The organism is Roseovarius nubinhibens ISM (genome assembly GCF_000152625.1).
GTDB lineage: Bacteria > Pseudomonadota > Alphaproteobacteria > Rhodobacterales > Rhodobacteraceae > Roseovarius > Roseovarius nubinhibens.
Genome location: NZ_CH724156.1, coordinates 3,212,360 through 3,231,016 on the forward strand (window position 1 = coordinate 3,212,360; position 18,657 = coordinate 3,231,016).

Below are 18,657 nucleotides of genomic sequence, written 5' to 3' on the forward strand. Positions count from 1 at the left end.
TATCCCGTCGGTAAAACGACGGCAGCGCGTCGGTGCACATTTTGCCCCCTCGATACGCCCCGATTTCGCGCCTCGAAGGTCAGTAGCGGCCGAGCTCGACCTGACCGCGATCGAGCACCTGACCCTTGGCCGAGATCGCCTTGACCACGGCGAAATAGGCGTTGCCCTTGCCACCGGAACAGGGCGGCAGGTAGCCGCGCGATTTATACTTGCCGGTGCCGCGCGCCGGTTTGATGACCTTGGCCTGACCGGGGAGCTTGCCGGCGAGACCGGGGACCGGATGCAGATTGGCCGAGGCGCCTTTCACCGGGTAGCCGATGACCCCATGACCGCCGTCGCGCGACAGCGGTTTGTAGCTGCGGTCGTTGAATTCCACATAGACCCAGGCCGTGCCCTGGGGCAGGCCGCTCACCTGCATCGGCGGGGTCGCGCCCTTGCCACCAAAGAGCGGGCAGTGCTGACCGGCGGGCACCCGTTTGCCATCCCAGCCGCCGCCGAGCTTGACCGAAATCTCGGCAAGGGCGGCGGGGGCTGTGGCAAGGCTGGCAGCGGTGACGAGAAGAGCGGGGAGAATGAGAGATTTCATGAATGGCCTCCGAAATGGCATCGCGCAAGGTACACGGGCGCGGAAACTGCGCCCGGGATCAGCTTAGCCAAGAGGGGTGCCCGGTCAATTCCTTTCCCGGATCAGAGTTTCCGGGATGAGGCTGTCAGGGTCTTAGCGGACCAGCCGCAGGTAGGGCCGCTCGCTCGGATAGCTGGGCGCGTCCGAGCCGGGGGCGAGAAAGTCGAGCTGTCGCTCGGCAAAGCCGGGCTGGGGCGCGGGATGGGCGGTGGGAGAAGCGGTGGGCAGCGGGTAGCCGGGCGGGAGGCCCTGTGGCTGTGCGATGCGCTGGACCGAGCTGCTGGTGATGCCAAAGCGGTTGACGCCGCTGCCCACCGGGCCGCGCGTGCGCAGGATGCCAAGGGCGCGAGAGACATCGCCGAGATCGCTGCGCAGCGGCAGGAGCAGCATCGCGCCGGTGAGCCGCGCGCCCGAGCGCAGGCGCATCCGCAAGATGGCCGGTTCCTCGAAGAGCCGCACCAGATCGGCTTGCAACGCGTCGCGGCTGCCGAGCTGGATCAGCGCGCTGAGCGGCATGCCGCGCAGGTCCATGCCCATGACTTCGCTCACCTGTTGGCCGGCGATGCGAAACCGGGCGAGGCCGGGGGCGATTTTTTCCAGTACGAAGACGGAGGAGACATGATCCGAGAAGCCGCGCGGGTCGAGATCGGCGCGGCGTGGTACGAGATGGCCGCGCCGCAGCCCGTGCCAATAGTCGGAGATCGCATCGAGCGCCGCGTCTTCTTGGGTCGCGCGGCGCAAGAGCCGGGTGAGGCCGCTGAAGGGCTGCGGCGTGTTCGAAGCTGCGCCAGAGGAGGCACGCCGGTCCGCGCCGTCGAAGCGCTTGCCCTCGTCGTCCCGTGGTGTGTCGTGCCGATCATCTTGCATGTCATCGCGTCCTTGCTGCTGTCCGGTCAACGCGGTCCTCAGACCTCCGGTTGCCACCATGATGACACAAGTCCCATGAGAATTGACTCAAATCCTAAACGATTGGTTAACCTCTGGCCGCAAGGCCTCTGGCAGGTTCCTGGCAAGCATCTGGCGGGGCTCTGGCGGGCCGCGACCTTGCGCGAGGGGGCAAGCCCGCGTAGGACGAGGCGCGAACCAAAAGCGGAGACTAGGCGTGCTGATATCAATGACAGGGTTTGCCTCGGGCCGGGGCGCGAGCGAGGGCTATGCCTGGGACTGGGAGCTGCGCTCGGTGAACGGCAAGGGGCTCGACCTGCGGCTGCGCGTGCCGGATTGGGTTGAGGGGCTTGAGACCGCCTTGCGGGCGCGGCTTGGCAAGGGTTTGGCGCGCGGCAATGTCACGGTGAACCTGCGGCTGCAAAGCGAACAGCGCGCCGCACGGATGCAGGTCAACGAGGCGCAGCTCGACGATGTGCTCGAGGCGATTGCCCGGATCGAGAGCGAAGCGATGGCGCGCGGCATCTCGCTCGCCCCGTCGCGGCCCGGCGATATTCTGGCGCAGCGCGGCGTGCTCGAGATGGCCAGCAGCGAGGCCGACACCACCGCGTTGCAAGCGGCGCTTCTGGCAGATTTCGAAGCGGTGCTCGACGGATTTCTCGATATGCGGCGCGGCGAGGGCCGGGCGCTCGAGGAGATCCTCGCAGGCCAGCTCGACGAGATTTCGCGGCTGACAAGCGAGGCGGCGGAGGCCGCCCAATCGCGGCGCGAGGATGTGGCGCAGGCGCTGCGTGACGCGCTGGCGCGGGTGCTCGACAACAGCGAGGGGGCAGACCCGGACCGGATCGCGCAGGAGCTGGCGCTTCTCGCTGTGAAATCGGATGTGACCGAAGAATTGGACCGGCTTCATGCGCATGTTACAACGGCGCGCGACATGATCGCCACTGGCAGCCCGATTGGCCGCAAGCTCGATTTTCTGGCGCAGGAATTTAACCGCGAGGCCAATACCTTGTGTTCCAAGGCGCAATCGGGCGCGCTGACCAAGATCGGGCTCGAATTGAAAACGGTGATCGACCAGATGCGGGAGCAGGTGCAAAATGTCGAGTGACGCGAAAAAACTGCCGTCGCGGCGCGGCTTGCTCATCATTCTCAGCTCGCCCTCGGGGGCGGGGAAATCGACGCTCACCCGGCGGCTGCGGGCATGGGACGAGAGCCTGAGTTTCTCGGTCTCGGCCACGACGCGGGCGCCGCGCGAGGGCGAGATCGATGGGCAGGATTACTATTTCCTCGACGAGGCCGGGTTTCGCCATCAGGTGAGCGAGGGGCAGATGCTCGAACATGCGCATGTGTTCGGCAATTTCTATGGCTCGCCCAAGGGGCCGGTGGAAGAGGCGATCAGCGCCGGGCGCGATGTGCTCTTCGACATCGACTGGCAGGGCGCACAGCAAATCCAGAACTCGGACCTTGGCAAGCACACGCTGTCGATCTTTATCCTGCCGCCCTCGATCGCCGAGCTGCGCCGCCGGTTGGAGAGCCGGGGCCAGGACAGCGCCGAGGTGATCGCGAAACGGATGCAGAAGAGCTGGGACGAGATAAGCCATTGGGCGGAATATGATTTCGTTTTGGTCAATGACGATCTTGACGCGACCGAAGAGCGGCTCAAATCCATCGTCGAGGCGGCGCGGCTCAAACGTATTCAGCAGCCGGCGCTGACCGACCATGTGCGCGCCTTGCAGGCGGAATATGAGGAGACGGCATGACGCTCTATACGCTCGACGGGGTTGCCCCGCAGACACCCGAGGATGGCGATTTCTGGGTCGCGCCCGATGCCAATGTGATCGGCAAGGTGGCGCTTGAAAGTGCCACGTCGGTCTGGTTCGGGGCGACGTTGCGCGGCGATAATGAGCTGATCCGTGTCGGTGCGGGCAGCAATATTCAGGAAAACGCGGTGCTGCACACCGATATGGGCTATCCGCTGGTGATCGGCGCAGGTTGTACCATCGGCCATAAGGCGATGCTGCATGGCTGTGTGATCGGCGACAATAGCCTCATCGGGATGGGGGCGACTGTTCTCAATGGTGCCAAGATCGGCCGCAATTGCCTCATCGGGGCAGGGGCCTTGATCACCGAGGGCAAGGAAATCCCCGATGGCAGTCTGGTGATGGGCGCGCCGGGCAAGGTGGTGCGGGCGCTGGATGCGGCGGCGGTGGATCGGCTCAAGCTGAGCGCGCTGGGCTATCAGAAGAACATGCGGCGGTTTCGCGACGGGCTTGAGAGGATCTGACCATGGAGCTGGTGCGCGACGAGATCGACGGGCTGATCGCGGCACTGCCGCTGGCGGCACTGGTGATCGGGCGCGACGAGCGCATCCATGCGGTCAATGATCAGGCGCGGGCGCTGTTGGGCGAGCATCTGGTGGGGCGGCATTTCATCACGGCGCTGCGACAGCCGGCGGTGATGGACGCGATCGAGGATTGTCTCGCGAGCCAGGTGCCGCAGGTCGGGCGCTATCTCGGCAATGACGGGGCGCAGGACACCACCTATCGGGTGCAGGCGGCCTGGGTCGAATTTGCCGGCAAGGCCGGGGTTCTGGTGTCCTTTGAGGATGTGACGCCGATGGAGCGGGCAGGCCAGATGCGGCGCGATTTCGTCGCCAATGTGAGCCATGAGCTGCGCACGCCGCTCACCGCGATGATGGGGTTCATCGAGACGCTGCAGGGCCCGGCGCGGGGCGATACCGCGGCCTCGGACCGGTTTTTGGCGACGATGTATTCCGAAGCCAACCGGATGGAGCGGCTGGTGCGCGATCTGCTGGCGCTGAGCCGGGTCGAGAGCGAAGAGCGGGTGCGCCCCAATCAGACGGTCGATCTGGCGGGGCTGGTGCGCAGCGTGGCGCATACGCTGCGGCCGCTCTTGGAGAATTCCGAGGTGACGCTCGATCTCGAGCTGCCGCAGAGCGACACGGAACTGCCGGGCGATGCCGACCAGCTGCGTCAGGTGGTGACCAACCTGATCGAGAACGCGGTCAAATACGGCGGCAAGGGCAAGACCGTCACCGTGACGCTGAGCCATGCCGAGAATGATCCGATGCTGCGCCGCGATGCGCTCTTGTTGTCGGTGCGCGACGAGGGGCCGGGAATTTCCGAGATCCATATCCCGCGCCTGACGGAACGATTCTACCGGGTCGACAGCCACCGGTCGCGCGAAATGGGCGGCACCGGGCTTGGCCTCGCCATCGTCAAACATATCGTGAGCCGCCACCGCGGCCGGCTTCGCATCGAAAGCGAGCTGGGGCAGGGCAGCGTGTTCCGGGTGATTCTCCCTCGCTGAGCTCGTCTCAGGGGTGCAGATGTCATGATTCCCCTCTGGCGCGCGGTTGTTCGCGGTTTGTCAGCCGGTGGCAGGGCAAAAAATCGGCTGTTTTGTCTGGTTTTCTTCAACAAATCCACGCTGTCATAAAACCGTTACAAAATCGTAACAAAAGCTTTGTCCGTGGGGCGTAGACCGCCGCTGTAGGCCACGCAGTTGTGGCCGCTGCCAAATTCAAATCGCATCTAAGGAGCGACACATGTCCCGTTTCACCCTCAGCACTTCGGCTCTGGCCATCCTGGCCGTGTCGGCCACTGCCGCTGCCGCCCGCGACAACGTTCAGGTTGCCGGTTCCTCGACCGTGCTGCCCTATGCCTCGATCGTGGCCGAAGCCTTTGGCGAAAACTTTGACTTCCCGACGCCCGTCGTCGAATCCGGCGGCTCGTCGGCTGGTCTCAAGCGCTTCTGCGAAGGTGTTGGCGAAAACACCATCGACGTCGCCAACTCGAGCCGCAAGATCCGCGAAAAAGAAATCAAGGCCTGTGCCGAAGCCGGCGTGACCGACATCATCGAAGTCCGCATCGGCTATGACGGGATCGTCTTTGCCAGCCAGAAGACCGGCCCCGAATTCACCACCTTCACCCAGGCGGACCTGTTCAACGCGCTGAGCCCGAAAGTGGTCATCGACGGCAAGCTGGTCGACAACCCCTATCAGAAATGGTCGGATTTCAACGCCGATCTGCCCGACGTGGAAATCGCCACCTTCATCCCCGGCACCAAGCATGGCACCCGTGAAGTGTTCGAAGAAAAAGTTCTGGTTCAGGGCTGTGAAGACACCGGCGCCTATGAGCTGCTGAAAGCCGAAGCCGAAGGCGAAGACGACAAAGCCAAGGGCAAAGCGGCGCATAAAGCCTGCTACAACGTCCGCACCGATGGCAAATCGGTCGACATCGACGGCGACTACACCGAGACTCTGGCGCGTCTCGACAGCAACTCGAACGGCGTTGGCGTCTTTGGCCTGGCCTTCTACGAGAACAACACCGACAAGCTCAAGGTTGCGACCATGGCCGATGTGGCCCCCTCGACCGAGACCATCGCCAGCGGCGAATACCCGGTGTCGCGCCCGCTCTACTTCTACGTCAAGAAAGCGCATATCGGCGTGATCCCGGGCCTCAAAGAATACGCTGAATTCTTTGTCAGCGACGAGATCGCAGGCCCCGATGGCCCGCTCTCCGACTATGGCCTCGTGTCCGATCCGGAACTGGCCGCGACCCAAACTCTGGTGGCTGACGAAGCGACCATGGGCGAAGGCATGTAAGCCAAAGGCTTGCTCTGGGGCGGCGCGGGTTCTCGTGCCGCCCCTTTTTGATGTTTGCACGCCTCTGGCCGCTGGGACATCTGGGGACGAAAAAGGGCTTGGGGGACCGCAATGCCTGTATTCTGGTTAGTTTTGATTGTCGGCGCGATGGCGTTGATCGGCTATGGGCTGGGACGGGCCCGGGCCCTCAAATCGGCAGGCGGCGACAGTCGCGTGCTGCACTCCTTGCCAAGCTTCTACGGCGCCAATGTGGCGCTGAGCGCGCTTGTGCCGGCGCTGGGCCTTGTGCTGGTCTGGCTCATCGCGCAGCCGCTGGTGATCAATGCGAGCATCTCTGGCGACATCCCGCAAAGCGCCATTCCCGAGAGCAGCACGCTCAGCCTCGTGATGAGCGATGTGCGCCGGGTGGCCGATGGGCTCGACCTGGCGGTGAGCCAGGGCGTGCTGAGCGCCGATGCCGCCAAGACGCTGAGCGCCGATGGCACGATCCGCGACACGCTTGGTGCGGTCGGTGTGGCGCTGGGCTCTGATGTGACCCCTGAAATCCTCTCGGCGGCGCAGACCTACCGCACGATGAATGCCGCTGGCAGCTGGATGCTCACCGCTTTGGTGTTGGCGCTGGCCTTTGGCGGGTTCGTCTTTGCCATGTCGCGCACCAAGGCCGAGTTCCGCGCCCGCAACGTCGTCGAGAGCGGCATTCGCGTGCTCTTGGTTGCGGCCGCCTCGATCGCCATCCTGACCACGCTCGGCATCGTGCTGTCGCTGATCTTCAACACGATCGAGTTCTTCAAGCTCTACCCGGCGTCGGAGTTCTTCACCTCGCTGACCTGGGCGCCGAGCTTTGGCGGCGGGTCCGAGCTTGGCATTCTGCCGCTGCTGTGGGGCACGCTCTATATCTCGATCATCGCGCTTCTGGTGGCGGTGCCCATCGGGCTCTTTGCGGCGATTTATCTCTCGGAGTATGCCAGCCCCGCGGTGCGCGGTGTGGCCAAGCCGCTCATCGAGATCCTCGCCGGTATCCCGACCATCGTTTACGGTCTTTTCGCGCTGCTCACCGTCGGGCCGCTCTTGCTGCAGGTCTTTGGCGACGAAGGCCTTGGCTGGATGCAGGCGGGCACGGCGGTGATGACCGCGGGCCTCGTCATGGGGGTGATGCTCATCCCCTTCGTGAGCTCGCTCAGCGATGACATCATCAACGCGGTGCCGCAGGCGATGCGCGACGGCTCCTACGGGCTTGGCGCCACCAAATCCGAGACGATCCGTCAGGTGATCCTGCCCGCCGCGCTGCCGGGCATCGTGGGGGCGATCCTGCTCGCCGCGAGCCGCGCCATCGGTGAGACGATGATCGTGGTGCTCGGGGCAGGGGCCGCGGCCCGGCTCAGCATGAACCCGTTCGATGCGATGACCACCGTCACCGCCAAGATCGTGAGCCAGCTCACCGGGGACGCGGATTTCGCCAGCCCCGAAGCGCTGGTGGCCTTTGCGCTCGGCATGACGCTTTTCGTCATCACGCTGGGTCTCAATATCTTCGCGCTCTACATCGTGCGCAAATACCGGGAGCAATACGAATGACCGACGCGACCGCAACTCCGCAAGCCGCACCCGCGACCTCGCTGGTGGCGGCGGACGCCCGCACCCAAAAGCGCAACAGGGCCGAACGCCGGTTCCGCGCCTATGGCATGGCGGCCATTCTCACCGGTCTGTTCTTCCTCGTCGTGCTGGTGTCCTCGATCCTCTACAATGGGGTCGGCGCCTTTCAGCAGAGCTTTGTCAACGTGCCGGTCTATCTCGACCCGGCCAAGCTCGACAAGAACGGCACGGGCGACATCGAAGAGATCAAGAAAGTGTCGACCTTCGGCTATGCGCCGCTGATCCAGGATGGGCTTCTCTCGGAGGTTCAGAAAAGCGGCATCGAGACCCCGCTCACCAAGTCCAAGGACATGAAGAACCTGCTGTCGGCCTCGGCCGCGGCGGAGGTGCGCGACTATGTGGTGGCGAACCCCGAGCAGATCGGCGAGACGGTCGAGTTTCGCCTGCTCGCCTCGAGCCGGGTCGATGGCTATCTCAAGGGCCGGGTCAAACGTGAAGACGTGGCCGATGACAAGAACATCTCTGTCGAGCAGCTCGACCTGACCGACCAGCTCCGCGATGCGGGGATCGTCAGCAAGGGGTTCAACCTGAGCTTTATCACCGGCGCCGATGCCTCGGAGAGCCGCCCGGAACAGGCGGGGATCGGGGTCTCGATGCTGGGGTCGTTCTTCATGATGCTGGTGGTGCTGGTGCTCAGCCTGCCGATCGGGGTGGCCGCCTCGATCTATCTCGAGGAGTTTGCGCCGCAGAACCGGTTCACCGATCTCATCGAGGTCAATATCTCGAACCTCGCCGCGGTGCCGTCGATTGTCTTCGGTATCCTTGGCCTCGCGGTGTTCATCCAGTTTGCCCATCTGCCGCAATCCGCGCCTCTGGTGGGCGGTCTGGTGCTGACGCTGATGACCCTGCCGACGATCATCATCTCGACGCGCGCCTCGCTCAAGGCGGTGCCGCCGTCGATCCGCGATGCGGCGCTGGGCGTCGGGGCCTCGAAGATGCAGTCGATCTTTCACCATGTGCTGCCGCTTGCCATGCCCGGCATCCTGACCGGCACGATCATCGGCCTCGCACAAGCGCTGGGCGAGACCGCGCCGCTGCTGCTCATCGGGATGGTGGGGTATATCGCCTCGAACTATCCCGACGGGTTTGCCTCGGGGTTCCTCGATCCGAACTCGGCCATGCCCGCGCAGATCTATGAATGGGCGAAACGCGCCGACCCGGCCTATTATGAACGGGCCTGGGGCGGCATCATCATCCTGCTGGTGTTCCTGCTGACCATGAACGCCATTGCCATCATCCTGCGCCGTCGCTTTGAGCGCCGCTGGTAAGAGAACGAGGATCAAACCAATGTATGACGCTCCAAACCGGGAGATGAAAGTGGACCAGAAGACAACCAAGATTTCGGCGCGCGGCGTGCAGGTCTATTATGGCGACACCCATGCCATCAAGGACGTGGATGTCGATATCGAAGACCGCACTGTGACCGCCTTCATCGGCCCGTCGGGATGTGGCAAATCGACCTTTCTGCGCTGTCTCAACCGGATGAACGACACGATCGACGTCTGCCGCGTCAAGGGCGAGATCAAGCTCGACGGCGAAGACATCTATGACAAGCGGGTCGATCCGGTGCAGCTGCGTGCCAAGGTCGGCATGGTGTTCCAGAAACCCAACCCGTTCCCCAAGTCGATCTATGACAACGTGGCCTATGGGCCGCGCATCCACGGGCTCGCCCGCGACAAGGCCGATCTCGACGAGATCGTCGAGCGCGCCCTGCGCCGGGGGGCGATCTGGAACGAGGTCAAGGACCGTCTCGACGCGCCGGGCACCGGTCTTTCGGGTGGGCAGCAGCAGCGTCTGTGCATCGCCCGCGCCGTTGCGACCGAGCCGGAAGTTCTGCTGATGGACGAACCCTGTTCGGCGCTCGACCCCATCGCCACGGCCCAGGTCGAAGAGCTCATCGACGAGCTGCGCGAGAGCTATTCGGTGGTCATCGTCACCCACTCGATGCAGCAGGCCGCCCGGGTGAGCCAGAAGACCGCCTTCTTCCACCTCGGCAATCTGGTGGAGTTCGGCGAGACCGGACAGATTTTCACCAACCCGCAAGATTCACGCACTGAAAGCTATATCACCGGCCGGATCGGGTAAGAGGACAGGACCATGCAGGACACACATATCCAATCGGCCTTCGACCGCGACCTCGAAGGCATTCAGGCCAGCATCATGAAGATGGGCGGCCTCGTGGAAGAGGCCATTCTCGACGCGGCGCAATCGCTCGAGACCCGGGACGAAGAGCTGGCCGAGACCGTCCGCCGCCGCGACAAGGTGATCGACGCGCTCGAAGAGCAGATCAACGAAGAGGTCGCCCGCGTGATCGCGCTGCGCGCGCCCACGGCGGTCGATCTGCGCATCGTTCTGTCGGTGCTCAAGGTGAGCGGCAATCTCGAACGGATCGGCGACTATGCCAAGAACATGGCGAAACGGACCACGGTCCTGTCGTCCATGGCCCCGGTGCATGACGCCGCCGCCGCCCTGCGCCGCATGGCGCGCGAGGTGGAGCGGATGCTCAAGGATGCGCTCGACGCCTATATCCAGCGCGACGCGGGCCTCGCCCGGGACGTGATGGAGCGCGACCGCGACATCGATCAGATGTATAATGCGCTGTTTCGTGAATATCTCACCTTCATGATGGAGGATCCCCGCAACATCACGCCCTGTATGCATCTGCATTTCATTGCCAAGAATACCGAGCGGATGGGCGACCATGTGACCTCGATCGCCGAGCAGGTGATCTATCTGGTGACCGGCGAGATGCCCGAGGACACCCGTCCCAAGGGCGATCAGACCTCGGTCAATCCCGATCTGTCCCAAGGGGCAGCAAGCTAGGACTGGATACGGACCATGAGTGCAGAACAACCTTGCGTGTTGCTGGTCGAAGACGAACCGGCCCAGCGCGACATCCTGACCTATAATCTCGAGGCCGACGGCTTTGAGGTGGCGGCGGCCGAGAATGGCGAAGAGGCGCTTCTTCTGGTGGATGAGGTGTCGCCAGATATCATCGTGCTCGACTGGATGCTGCCCAATGTGTCCGGCATCGAAGTCTGTCGGCAGCTCAAATCGCGCAGCGACACGCGGGGCGTGCCGATCATCATGCTCTCGGCCCGCTCGGAAGAGGTGGACCGGGTGCGAGGCCTCGAGACCGGCGCCGATGATTACGTGGTGAAACCCTATTCCGTGGCCGAGCTCATGGCGCGGGTGCGGGCGCAGCTGCGCCGGACCCGGCCGGCGGCGATGGGCGCGCGGCTCGAATTTGACGATATCGTGCTCGATGCGGAAACCCATCGGGTGACGCGGGCCGATCAGTCGCTCAAGCTCGGGCCGACAGAGTTTCGCCTGCTGTCGACCTTCATGGAGAAACCGGGCCGTGTCTGGAGCCGCGAGCAATTGCTCGACCGGGTCTGGGGCCGCGACATCTATGTCGATACGCGCACTGTGGACGTCCATATCGGGCGGCTGCGCAAGGCGCTCTGTCAATATGGCGGCGATGACCCGCTGCGCACGGTGCGCGGCGCGGGATATGCGCTGGGCTAAAAGATTTACGAGTGACGCGAAGTGGGTGTCCGGGGCAGGGGGAACTTTGCCCCGGTTTTACGTTCAGCGCGGCAGCATGTCCTCTTCGTCGACCACCGCCGCCAGCCAGTCGCGAAAGGCCCGCAAGGCCGGATCGGTGGCGCGCGCCTCGGGCCAGACGAGGTAATAGGCGCCCGGCAGCTCTACGGGATGCGGGGCGAGCGCCACGAGCCGCCCGGCGGCGATCTCGGGCTCGGCCAGATAGAGCGGCAAGAGCGCCACGCCAAGCCCATGCAGCGCCGCCTGAATGATCGTCGAGAACTGATCATGCACGGTGCCGGTGAGCCGCGGGGCGGCCACATCATGCCGGGCAAACCACGTGGGCCAAGCCTCGGGGCGGGTGTCGATATGCAAAAGCGGCAGCTGTGCCAGCGCCGCTGGCTCGGGCAGCGCGTCGGGTTTCATGCCGGCCAGCAGATTGCCCAGCAGATCGGGGGCCGCGACCGGCAGGACCTGTTCCTGCATCAGCCGCAGCGCCTGTGTTCCGGGCCAATCCGCATCGCCGAAATGTATCGCTGCATCAATGCCTTCACTGGCGAAGTTGAACTTCTGCAGCCGGGTCGAGAGATTGATCGTCACCTCGGGATGGGCGCGGGCAAATTCCGGCAAGCGCGGCACCAGCCAGCGCATCCCGAAGGTCGGCAGGATGGCGAGGTTGAGCCGCCCGTGATCGACCGGGGCGCGCAGCCGCATCCCGGCCTGGGTCAGCCGCGCCAGCGCCTCGCGCGCCTCAGCGGCATAGGCCTGCGCCGCGGCGCTCAGCACCAGATGCCGGCCCTCGCGGTGAAAGAGCGCCACGCCAAGCTGCTCTTCCAGCGTCTTGAGCTGCCGGCTCACCGCGCTTTGCGTGAGGCCGAGCGCGTCACCGGTGGCAATGGTGGTGCCGAGCCGGTCAAACGTCTCGAGCACCCGCAGCGCGGCGGTCGAGGGGATATGGGCGCGGGGCAGGGGCATGATATATGCTGTTCCCTCATAGGATTATGCGGATATATCGTTATTCACCGCAGGTTTTCTCATATATACACCGGTCAAACCCGGAAATGAATGCCTGTTTCGCATGGAAAGGACCGCAAGATGTCACTGGATGCCCCGAGCCTGAAGCCGAAAGACAAACCCGATCTTGGCAGTTTTGACTGGCAAGACGCGTTCCGCCTCAACGATCAGCTCGAAGAAGACGAGCGGATGATCGCGGAAAGCGCCCGCAGCTTTGCCCAGGAAAAGCTGCAGCCGCGGGTGATCGAGGCCTACGCGCAGGAAAAGACCGATCCCGAGATTTTCCGCGAAATGGGCGAGATGGGCCTGCTTGGCACCACGATCCCCGAGGAATACGGCGGGCTCGGCGGTGGCTATGTCGGCTATGGCCTCGTGGCGCGCGAGATCGAGCGGGTGGATTCGGGCTATCGCTCGATGATGTCGGTGCAGTCGAGCCTGGTGATGTACCCGATCTATGCCTATGGCAGCGAAGAGCAGCGGCAGAAATACCTGCCGAAACTCGCCAGCGGCGAATTCATCGGCTGTTTTGGTCTGACCGAACCTGATGCGGGTTCCGACCCGGCGGGGATGAAAACCCGCGCCGAGAAGATCGAGGGCGGCTATCGCCTCAAGGGCTCGAAGATGTGGATTTCGAACAGCCCGATCGCCGATGTGTTCGTGGTCTGGGCCAAGTCCGACGCCCATGATGGCAAGATCCGCGGCTTTGTCCTCGAGAAAGGGATGAAGGGGCTGAGCGCGCCGAAGATCGAAGGAAAACAGAGCCTTCGCGCCTCGATCACCGGCGAAATCGTGATGGATGGCGTCGAAGTGGGCGAAGATGCGCTGCTGCCCAATGTCGAGGGCCTCAAGGGGCCGTTCGGCTGTCTCAACCGGGCGCGCTATGGCATTGCCTGGGGCGTGATGGGCGCGGCCGAGTTCTGCTGGCACGCGGCGCGTCAATATGGGCTCGACCGGCAGCAGTTTCGCAAGCCGCTGGCTCAGACGCAGATTTTCCAGCTCAAGCTCGCCAATATGCAGACCGAGATCACCTTGGGCCTGCAGGCGGCGCTGCGGGTCGGGCGGCTCATGGATGCGGCCAATGCGGCGCCCGAGATGATCAGCCTGATCAAGCGCAACAATTGCGGCAAGGCGCTCGAGATTGCGCGCCACGCCCGTGACATGCATGGCGGCAACGGCATCTCGGAAGAGTTCCAGGTGATCCGCCACATGATGAACCTCGAGACGGTGAACACCTATGAGGGCACCCATGACGTGCACGCGCTGATCCTTGGCCGGGCGCAGACGGGGCTTCAGGCGTTCTTCTGAAGCGCTTGAGAGAGTTTGGATGACAGAACGGCCCGTCAGGATCTCTGGCGGGCCGTTTCATTATGGGTATTTGGAACCAGAAAGAGCGGCAGCGGGGACCCTGTCAGCCCACAGGCAATGTAAACACCATTCAGAAATGTCACCGGCTGCGCAAAACAGAAACGTCACCAAGAGGCGTGACGTGAGCAAGGCTTAGCAGCCCGTAGACCCCACATATCGAAGGGCTGAAAAGCCTTGCGGGGCTCAGGTCATAGACCGAGCTTTCGCCGTTCTTTCTTATTGTAGAATGCTTTGATGCCTTCTTCGCGCAGGATCTCTTCAAAGGCGCGCCAGGCGAGGCCATCACCGAAGAAGGGCGGGTTATCGGAAACCGTCAACGTGCCGAACTGGTTCTCCACGGACAGGATCCAGCCGGGATTGATGCTGGTCCGGTAGATCTCAACATCGAAATGATGCCCGTCGATGACGACGGATTGCGTGTAATCGGAGAAGATGATTTCTGGGTCGTCGTCGGCAGTCATGCCTTCATTCTTGGGCCTATTCGGCCGCGTGCACAATCTTCTTCTTGGCCCGCGACCCTGACGGCCGGCTTGGTCTCCGGCCATTCGGCTTATAACCCATCTTCTCTGAGTTCGTCCGCACCTTGGGCTTGGGCGGGGCGGCCTCCTGCATCTCTTTGATGTGCTCGAGGACAGCGCTCAGGCGTTTGTTGCCGGTGATAGCCGCATGGGTCACGCGCTGATCCATGTCGAAGATTTTGTAGGGCAGGGAGCGGCCTTTCCAGCGCGCCTCAAACCGGCCATCCACGAAGGCGTAGGTGTCTACATATTTGCCGACCAGGCCGCGTGTGATCTCGCTTTCCTCGAGCATGATCCGCTTGCGGTCATAGGAAAATGTCAGTTGCTTTCCGACATATCGGTTCTCACGCCAGCACAGCACTTCCGCCAAACGGTCCGGTTCCACATTCAGCGCCCGGTGCAGGTTATCCGGTTTGGCCGGGGCCTTGGAAAACTTGGCGTTGAAGCGGGCCTTGAAGCCTTCCAGAAAGGCGTTTCCGGCCTTTATATTCGAAACACCTGCCAGTCTCAGCTCTTTGACAAGCCGGTCCTGAAGCGTGCGGTTGGCGCGTTCCACGCGACCCTTCGCCTGGCTTGAGTTGGCGCACAAAATCTCGATATTCAGCTCACTCAAAGCGCGCCCGAACTGAGTGATCCGCGCGCCGCCCTTGGCGTCTTCCTTGGCCACGCGAAACACCGAGTGCTTGTCACTGTAAAATGCAACCGGCCGCCCATGGGTATGCAGGTAGCTCTCAAGCGCTTCGAAGTAGCTGAAGGTGCTCTCGGATTTGACAAACCGCAGTTCCATCAACGTGCTGGTGGCATCGTCGATGAACACGAGCAGGGTGCAGGGACCGCCCCGATCCTCGAACCAGCGGTGATCGGAGCCGTCGATCTGGATCAGCTCGCCATAGCATTCCCGGCGCAGACGCGGCTGGTGGAACGTCCGGCGCTGTTTGCGCGACAGCCAGATGCCGTCTTCAATCATCCATTTGCGCAGCGTCTCACGGGACACCTTGAACCCGTGATGTTCCGCCAGCTTTTCCGCGGCCAGCGTCGGCCCGAAATCCACATAGTTTTCTTTTATCAACGCCAAGGCATAGTCGCGCTTCGCTTTGTGGATCCGGTTGTTCGGAGGCTTGCCGCGCGCCTTGTGACGGATCGCGGATGCGCCGTCCTGGCGGTATCGCTTCAGCAGCCGGAATACCTGCCGCCGTGTCAGATCCAGCAGGTTCGCCGCATTCTCAACCGTCAGCCGGCCGTCATCGACCTGTGCCAAAACCTCCACGCGGTTCAACTCGCGCTCGCTCATCATCACCCATCCCATGCCCGATCTCTCTGCCTGTTCTCATTGCAGGCGAGAGTGACACTTCTGCTTTGCCGATGGGTGACATTACTGCTTTGCGGCTACAGGCAAAAGTCGCATAATCAGTATTATGTTAATATAGCATGTGCGGGCTGCATGAAAACAGCGGTCTAACCCGTTGCCCTGGCGTCTCTTTTGTCAGAACGCGTTGAAGGTCAATGTGGTGAGCGTGCGCTCGACCCCCTCGATCATCGCGATATTGTCGTTGATATAGACGCCGACATCTTCGCCCGCGGGCACGTAGAGCTTGAGCAGCAGATCATATTCGCCGCTGGTCGAGAACAGTTCGGAATGGATTTCGCGCAGGACGATGGCATCGGCGACCTTGTAGGTCGTGCCGGGCTTGCAGCGGATCTGGACGAATACGCAGGTGGTCATGGTCCCTCTCGTGTGGCAGGATGAAATGGCTTGGGGCGCAGCTTTACGTGGCTTTGTCCCAATTGCAAATGTCCAAATGCCGGTGACCCATTGTCCGCACAGCCGTCGCGCATGGCACAGAAGATGGCTTGTGACGCTCGACAGCGTCAGTTTTGAGCGGTATTGCAATGGTCACGAAAAGGAAGCTGATCATGACCTCACTGCTCATTCTGAACGGCCCCAACCTCAACCTCTTGGGCACACGTCAGCCCGAGATCTACGGGGCGACCACGCTGGCAGATATCGAGGACATGTGCCGTGCCCATGCGCGCGAGACCAATGTCAGCATCGGCTTTGAGCAGAGCAATCACGAAGGCGCGCTGGTCGAAGCCATCCATGGCGCGCGCGGCAGCCACGACGGGATCATCCTCAACGCCGGGGCCTACACCCATACCTCCATCGCCTTGATGGATGCGATCAGCTCGGTCGAGCTGCCGGTGGTGGAGCTGCATCTGTCGAATGTCCATGCGCGCGAGGAGTTTCGCCATAAATCCTATATCGCGCGGGTCGCGGTTGGTGTGATTTGCGGTTTCGGCGCGGCAGGTTATCCTTTGGCGATGGACGCTCTCATCAGTTACTTGCACATGTCCAAATGATCGACAGTACCGAACTTAACGATTTTCTGCATGCGTCAGAGCTTGAAACCCTCTGGGATCATCTGGTGCGCCGGATGGCGGGCTATGGGTTTGATCGGCTGATCTATGGCGCGACGCGGTTTCGCACCGCGACCTCGCTCGGCGATGCCGAGGATTTCGTCATCCTGACCAATCACGATCCCGAGTATATGGATGGGTTTGTGAATGGCGGCCTCTATTTTCACGCGCCTATGGTGAAATGGGCGCTGGAACATGAAGGCCCGTGTTCCTGGTCGGTGCTGCATGAGATGGCGGAGACCGGCACGCTCAGCGCGCAGGAGCGCAAGGTCGTCGCGTTCAACATCTCGCATCAGGTGACCGCGGGCTATTCGATCTCGTTTCAATCGGTCAGTGCCCGGACCAAGGCGGCGATTGCGCTCACCGCGCGGGCCGGCATGGGACAGGACGAGGTCGATGCGATCTGGGCCGAGCATGGCGACGATATCCTGCTGCTCAACAACATCGCGCATCTGCGCATCCTCTCCCTGCCCTATACCAGCCCGACCCGCAGCCTGACGGCGCGGCAGCGCGAGGTTCTGGGCTGGGTCGGCGATGGCAAAACGGTGCAGGATATCGCGCTCTTGCTCAATCTGACGCCCGCTACGGTTGAAAAGCATCTGCGCCTGGCCCGCGATGCGCTGAGCGTCGAGACCACGGCGCAGGCGGTGCTCAAGGCCAGTTTCCAGAACCAGATCTTCACGCTGGAACCGTCCTAAACCGCCCTAAGGTTTAATCAATCTTAATATACACTGCTTAAATTTGCATTCATTTCATTGAAGGTACGGATTTCCTGACTTTCATTCCATGAAATTATTTTGCAATTTAGACGTGTTCCGTGAGTGGTGGCAATTTTCGCCTGGGAACATCGGGCCCACAATCCTTGGCATTTCAAGGCTCGGTGGACCGGTCCGGTACAACCGGAGCTGGTGGTCAGTCTCTATTGTTCGGGGCTGATCATCGGCACTTTAAAATCGGCCCCCACCCCCCATCTTCACAGCTCTTAACGCGCGGCGCGGCGACGCCCTTATGTCGCCCCCTGCCACCAGAATTCGGGCCTTTGTCAGCCTGCGACCGGCCAAGAAAAAACGCGCCCCGAGAGGCGCGTTTTCACAATCGTTTCAAACCGTTGAACGGGGCTTAGCTCGAGGCTTAGCCCTGGGCGGCCTTGGCCACTTCGGCGGCGAAATCTTCTTTTTCGACTTCGATGCCTTCGCCCACTTCGAGACGGACAAACCCGACGATCTCGGCACCGGCTTCTTTGGCGGCGGCCTCGACGGTGAGGTCGGGGTTGATCACGAAGGATTGGCCCAGCAGGGTCACTTCGGACATGAATTTCTTCATGCGGCCGACGATCATTTTCTCGATCACGGCATCGGGCTTGCCCGACTCACGTGCGATGTCGATCTGAACCTGCTTTTCCTTCTCGACGACGGCCGGGTCGAGCTCGGCTTCGTTGAGCGCGGCGGGGTTGGTCGCGGCGATATGCATGGCAACCTGCTTGCCGAACGCCTCATCACCCCCTTTGAGAGCGACGAGAACGCCGATCTTGCCCATGCCGTCCGCGGCGGGGTTGTGGATGTAGGAGACGACCGTGTCGCCCGACACCGACGCCATGCGGCGCAGCGACATGTTCTCGCCGATGGTGGCGATCTTGTCGGTGATGGTGTCTGCCACGGTCTTGCCGCCGAGATCGGTCGCCTTGAGCGCCTCGATGTCGTCTGCCTTGACGGCTGCATCCGCGATGCTTGCCACCATCGCCTGGAACTCGGCGTTCTTGGCGACAAAGTCGGTTTCGGCGTTCACTTCGACGGCGACGCCACGGCCACCTTCGACATTGACCGCAACGAGACCTTCGGCCGCGGTGCGGCCCGATTTCTTGGCCGCTTTGGCCAGGCCCTTGGTGCGCAGCCAGTCAACAGCCGCCTCCATGTCGCCATCGGTTTCGGTCAGCGCTTTTTTCGCGTCCATCATGCCTGCGCCGGTCGTGTCGCGCAGCTGTTTCACCAATGCAGCAGTGATTGCCATCGTGG

20 protein-coding genes are annotated in these 18,657 nt (G+C 62.5%); 13 read left to right on the forward strand and 7 right to left on the reverse strand.

Features of this window, described 5'->3' with window-relative positions; genetic code table 11:
* Window positions 1–79 precede the first annotated feature (79 nt).
* The gene (locus ISM_RS15385) at window positions 80–586 is read right to left on the reverse strand and encodes a hypothetical protein (protein ID WP_009815121.1); all 507 of its coding nucleotides are present in this window, start codon (window positions 584–586) and stop codon (window positions 80–82) included.
* Between the two features lie 132 nt (window positions 587–718).
* Complete coding sequence (locus ISM_RS15390) at window positions 719–1,492, reverse strand: PAS domain-containing protein (RefSeq protein WP_009815122.1); 774 nt, start codon at window positions 1,490–1,492, stop codon at window positions 719–721.
* A gap of 247 nt (window positions 1,493–1,739) precedes the next feature.
* Here ISM_RS15390 and ISM_RS15395 point away from each other — a divergent pair, with 247 nt between their 5' ends.
* The 10 genes from ISM_RS15395 (at window position 1,740) to phoB (ending at window position 11,315) form a co-directional block, all read left to right on the forward strand.
* Complete coding sequence (locus tag ISM_RS15395) at window positions 1,740–2,618, forward strand: YicC/YloC family endoribonuclease (RefSeq protein WP_009815123.1); 879 nt, start codon at window positions 1,740–1,742, stop codon at window positions 2,616–2,618.
* Window positions 2,608–3,270, forward strand: coding sequence for a guanylate kinase (gmk, locus tag ISM_RS15400; protein WP_009815124.1), 663 nt, complete (start codon window positions 2,608–2,610; stop codon window positions 3,268–3,270). The genes ISM_RS15395 and gmk overlap by 11 nt, the downstream gene beginning before the upstream one ends.
* Window positions 3,267–3,794, forward strand: coding sequence for a gamma carbonic anhydrase family protein (locus ISM_RS15405; RefSeq protein WP_009815125.1), 528 nt, complete (start codon window positions 3,267–3,269; stop codon window positions 3,792–3,794). The genes gmk and ISM_RS15405 overlap by 4 nt, the downstream gene beginning before the upstream one ends.
* A 2-nt stretch (window positions 3,795–3,796) precedes the next feature.
* Window positions 3,797–4,840, forward strand: a complete 1,044-nt coding sequence (locus tag ISM_RS15410; RefSeq protein ID WP_009815126.1) for a sensor histidine kinase — start codon at window positions 3,797–3,799, stop codon at window positions 4,838–4,840.
* A gap of 238 nt (window positions 4,841–5,078) precedes the next feature.
* On the forward strand, window positions 5,079–6,137 hold the full coding sequence (locus ISM_RS15415) for a substrate-binding domain-containing protein (RefSeq protein WP_009815127.1): 1,059 nt from the start codon (window positions 5,079–5,081) through the stop codon (window positions 6,135–6,137).
* Between the two features lie 111 nt (window positions 6,138–6,248).
* On the forward strand, window positions 6,249–7,709 hold the full coding sequence (gene pstC / locus ISM_RS15420) for a phosphate ABC transporter permease subunit PstC (protein ID WP_040618142.1): 1,461 nt from the start codon (window positions 6,249–6,251) through the stop codon (window positions 7,707–7,709).
* Window positions 7,706–9,055 (forward strand): phosphate ABC transporter permease PstA, encoded by a 1,350-nt coding sequence (pstA, locus tag ISM_RS15425; RefSeq protein WP_009815129.1) that lies wholly within the window; start codon window positions 7,706–7,708, stop codon window positions 9,053–9,055. Before pstC ends, pstA begins: the two co-directional genes overlap by 4 nt.
* 19 nt (window positions 9,056–9,074) lie before the next feature.
* Window positions 9,075–9,872, forward strand: a complete 798-nt coding sequence (gene pstB / locus ISM_RS15430) for a phosphate ABC transporter ATP-binding protein PstB (RefSeq protein ID WP_009815130.1) — start codon at window positions 9,075–9,077, stop codon at window positions 9,870–9,872.
* A gap of 12 nt (window positions 9,873–9,884) precedes the next feature.
* Entirely contained in the window at window positions 9,885–10,610 is a 726-nt protein-coding gene (phoU, locus tag ISM_RS15435; RefSeq protein ID WP_009815131.1) for a phosphate signaling complex protein PhoU, read from the forward strand.
* A 15-nt stretch (window positions 10,611–10,625) separates the two neighbouring features.
* Complete coding sequence (gene phoB / locus ISM_RS15440; protein ID WP_040618143.1) at window positions 10,626–11,315, forward strand: phosphate regulon transcriptional regulator PhoB; 690 nt, start codon at window positions 10,626–10,628, stop codon at window positions 11,313–11,315.
* Window positions 11,316–11,378: 63 nt separating this feature from the next.
* Here phoB and ISM_RS15445 read toward each other — a convergent pair whose 3' ends face one another.
* Window positions 11,379–12,308 carry a LysR family transcriptional regulator gene (locus ISM_RS15445; RefSeq protein ID WP_009815133.1) on the reverse strand — a complete coding sequence of 310 codons (930 nt, stop codon included), beginning with the start codon at window positions 12,306–12,308 and terminating at the stop codon, window positions 11,379–11,381.
* Window positions 12,309–12,428: 120 nt separating this feature from the next.
* On the opposite strand from ISM_RS15445, the gene ISM_RS15450 reads away from it, so the two are divergent.
* Window positions 12,429–13,652, forward strand: a complete 1,224-nt coding sequence (locus tag ISM_RS15450) for an acyl-CoA dehydrogenase (protein WP_040618144.1) — start codon at window positions 12,429–12,431, stop codon at window positions 13,650–13,652.
* Between the two features lie 248 nt (window positions 13,653–13,900).
* On the opposite strand, the gene ISM_RS15455 is transcribed toward ISM_RS15450, so the two are convergent.
* The 3 genes from ISM_RS15455 to ISM_RS15465 all read right to left on the reverse strand — a co-directional run bounded on the left by ISM_RS15455 (window position 13,901) and on the right by ISM_RS15465 (window position 15,953).
* Window positions 13,901–14,173 (reverse strand): hypothetical protein, encoded by a 273-nt coding sequence (locus ISM_RS15455; RefSeq protein WP_009815135.1) that lies wholly within the window; start codon window positions 14,171–14,173, stop codon window positions 13,901–13,903.
* A 16-nt stretch (window positions 14,174–14,189) separates the two neighbouring features.
* Window positions 14,190–15,536, reverse strand: a complete 1,347-nt coding sequence (locus ISM_RS15460) for an ISNCY family transposase (protein WP_009815136.1) — start codon at window positions 15,534–15,536, stop codon at window positions 14,190–14,192.
* Between the two features lie 177 nt (window positions 15,537–15,713).
* Window positions 15,714–15,953 (reverse strand): Lrp/AsnC ligand binding domain-containing protein, encoded by a 240-nt coding sequence (locus ISM_RS15465; RefSeq protein ID WP_009815137.1) that lies wholly within the window; start codon window positions 15,951–15,953, stop codon window positions 15,714–15,716.
* Window positions 15,954–16,144: 191 nt separating this feature from the next.
* On the opposite strand from ISM_RS15465, the gene aroQ reads away from it, so the two are divergent.
* Complete coding sequence (gene aroQ, locus ISM_RS15470; RefSeq protein ID WP_040618606.1) at window positions 16,145–16,588, forward strand: type II 3-dehydroquinate dehydratase; 444 nt, start codon at window positions 16,145–16,147, stop codon at window positions 16,586–16,588.
* Window positions 16,585–17,343 carry a LuxR family transcriptional regulator gene (locus tag ISM_RS15475; RefSeq protein ID WP_009815139.1) on the forward strand — a complete coding sequence of 253 codons (759 nt, stop codon included), beginning with the start codon at window positions 16,585–16,587 and terminating at the stop codon, window positions 17,341–17,343. Before aroQ ends, ISM_RS15475 begins: the two co-directional genes overlap by 4 nt.
* A gap of 433 nt (window positions 17,344–17,776) precedes the next feature.
* Here ISM_RS15475 and tsf read toward each other — a convergent pair whose 3' ends face one another.
* The gene (gene tsf / locus ISM_RS15480; protein ID WP_040618145.1) at window positions 17,777–18,652 is read right to left on the reverse strand and encodes a translation elongation factor Ts; all 876 of its coding nucleotides are present in this window, start codon (window positions 18,650–18,652) and stop codon (window positions 17,777–17,779) included.
* Window positions 18,653–18,657: the final 5 nt, after the last annotated feature.

Excerpts from the sequence above, each read along its gene's own strand:
- ISM_RS15410 (WP_009815126.1), top strand. The coding sequence starts at position 3,797 with ATGGAGCTGGTGCGCGACGAGATCGACGGGCTGATCGCGGCACTGCCG.
- ISM_RS15455 (WP_009815135.1), bottom strand. The coding sequence starts at position 14,173 with ATGACTGCCGACGACGACCCAGAAATCATCTTCTCCGATTACACGCAA.
- aroQ (WP_040618606.1), top strand. The coding sequence starts at position 16,145 with ATGACCTCACTGCTCATTCTGAACGGCCCCAACCTCAACCTCTTGGGC.
- pstC (WP_040618142.1), top strand. The coding sequence starts at position 6,249 with ATGCCTGTATTCTGGTTAGTTTTGATTGTCGGCGCGATGGCGTTGATC.
- phoB (WP_040618143.1), top strand. The coding sequence starts at position 10,626 with ATGAGTGCAGAACAACCTTGCGTGTTGCTGGTCGAAGACGAACCGGCC.
- ISM_RS15385 (WP_009815121.1), bottom strand. The coding sequence starts at position 586 with ATGAAATCTCTCATTCTCCCCGCTCTTCTCGTCACCGCTGCCAGCCTT.
- ISM_RS15450 (WP_040618144.1), top strand. The coding sequence starts at position 12,429 with ATGTCACTGGATGCCCCGAGCCTGAAGCCGAAAGACAAACCCGATCTT.
- ISM_RS15475 (WP_009815139.1), top strand. The coding sequence starts at position 16,585 with ATGATCGACAGTACCGAACTTAACGATTTTCTGCATGCGTCAGAGCTT.
- pstA (WP_009815129.1), top strand. The coding sequence starts at position 7,706 with ATGACCGACGCGACCGCAACTCCGCAAGCCGCACCCGCGACCTCGCTG.
- ISM_RS15395 (WP_009815123.1), top strand. The coding sequence starts at position 1,740 with ATGACAGGGTTTGCCTCGGGCCGGGGCGCGAGCGAGGGCTATGCCTGG.
- ISM_RS15460 (WP_009815136.1), bottom strand. The coding sequence starts at position 15,536 with ATGGGATGGGTGATGATGAGCGAGCGCGAGTTGAACCGCGTGGAGGTT.
- gmk (WP_009815124.1), top strand. The coding sequence starts at position 2,608 with ATGTCGAGTGACGCGAAAAAACTGCCGTCGCGGCGCGGCTTGCTCATC.
- ISM_RS15415 (WP_009815127.1), top strand. The coding sequence starts at position 5,079 with ATGTCCCGTTTCACCCTCAGCACTTCGGCTCTGGCCATCCTGGCCGTG.
- tsf (WP_040618145.1), bottom strand. The coding sequence starts at position 18,652 with ATGGCAATCACTGCTGCATTGGTGAAACAGCTGCGCGACACGACCGGC.
- ISM_RS15405 (WP_009815125.1), top strand. The coding sequence starts at position 3,267 with ATGACGCTCTATACGCTCGACGGGGTTGCCCCGCAGACACCCGAGGAT.
- ISM_RS15445 (WP_009815133.1), bottom strand. The coding sequence starts at position 12,308 with ATGCCCCTGCCCCGCGCCCATATCCCCTCGACCGCCGCGCTGCGGGTG.
- ISM_RS15465 (WP_009815137.1), bottom strand. The coding sequence starts at position 15,953 with ATGACCACCTGCGTATTCGTCCAGATCCGCTGCAAGCCCGGCACGACC.
- ISM_RS15390 (WP_009815122.1), bottom strand. The coding sequence starts at position 1,492 with ATGCAAGATGATCGGCACGACACACCACGGGACGACGAGGGCAAGCGC.
- pstB (WP_009815130.1), top strand. The coding sequence starts at position 9,075 with ATGTATGACGCTCCAAACCGGGAGATGAAAGTGGACCAGAAGACAACC.
- phoU (WP_009815131.1), top strand. The coding sequence starts at position 9,885 with ATGCAGGACACACATATCCAATCGGCCTTCGACCGCGACCTCGAAGGC.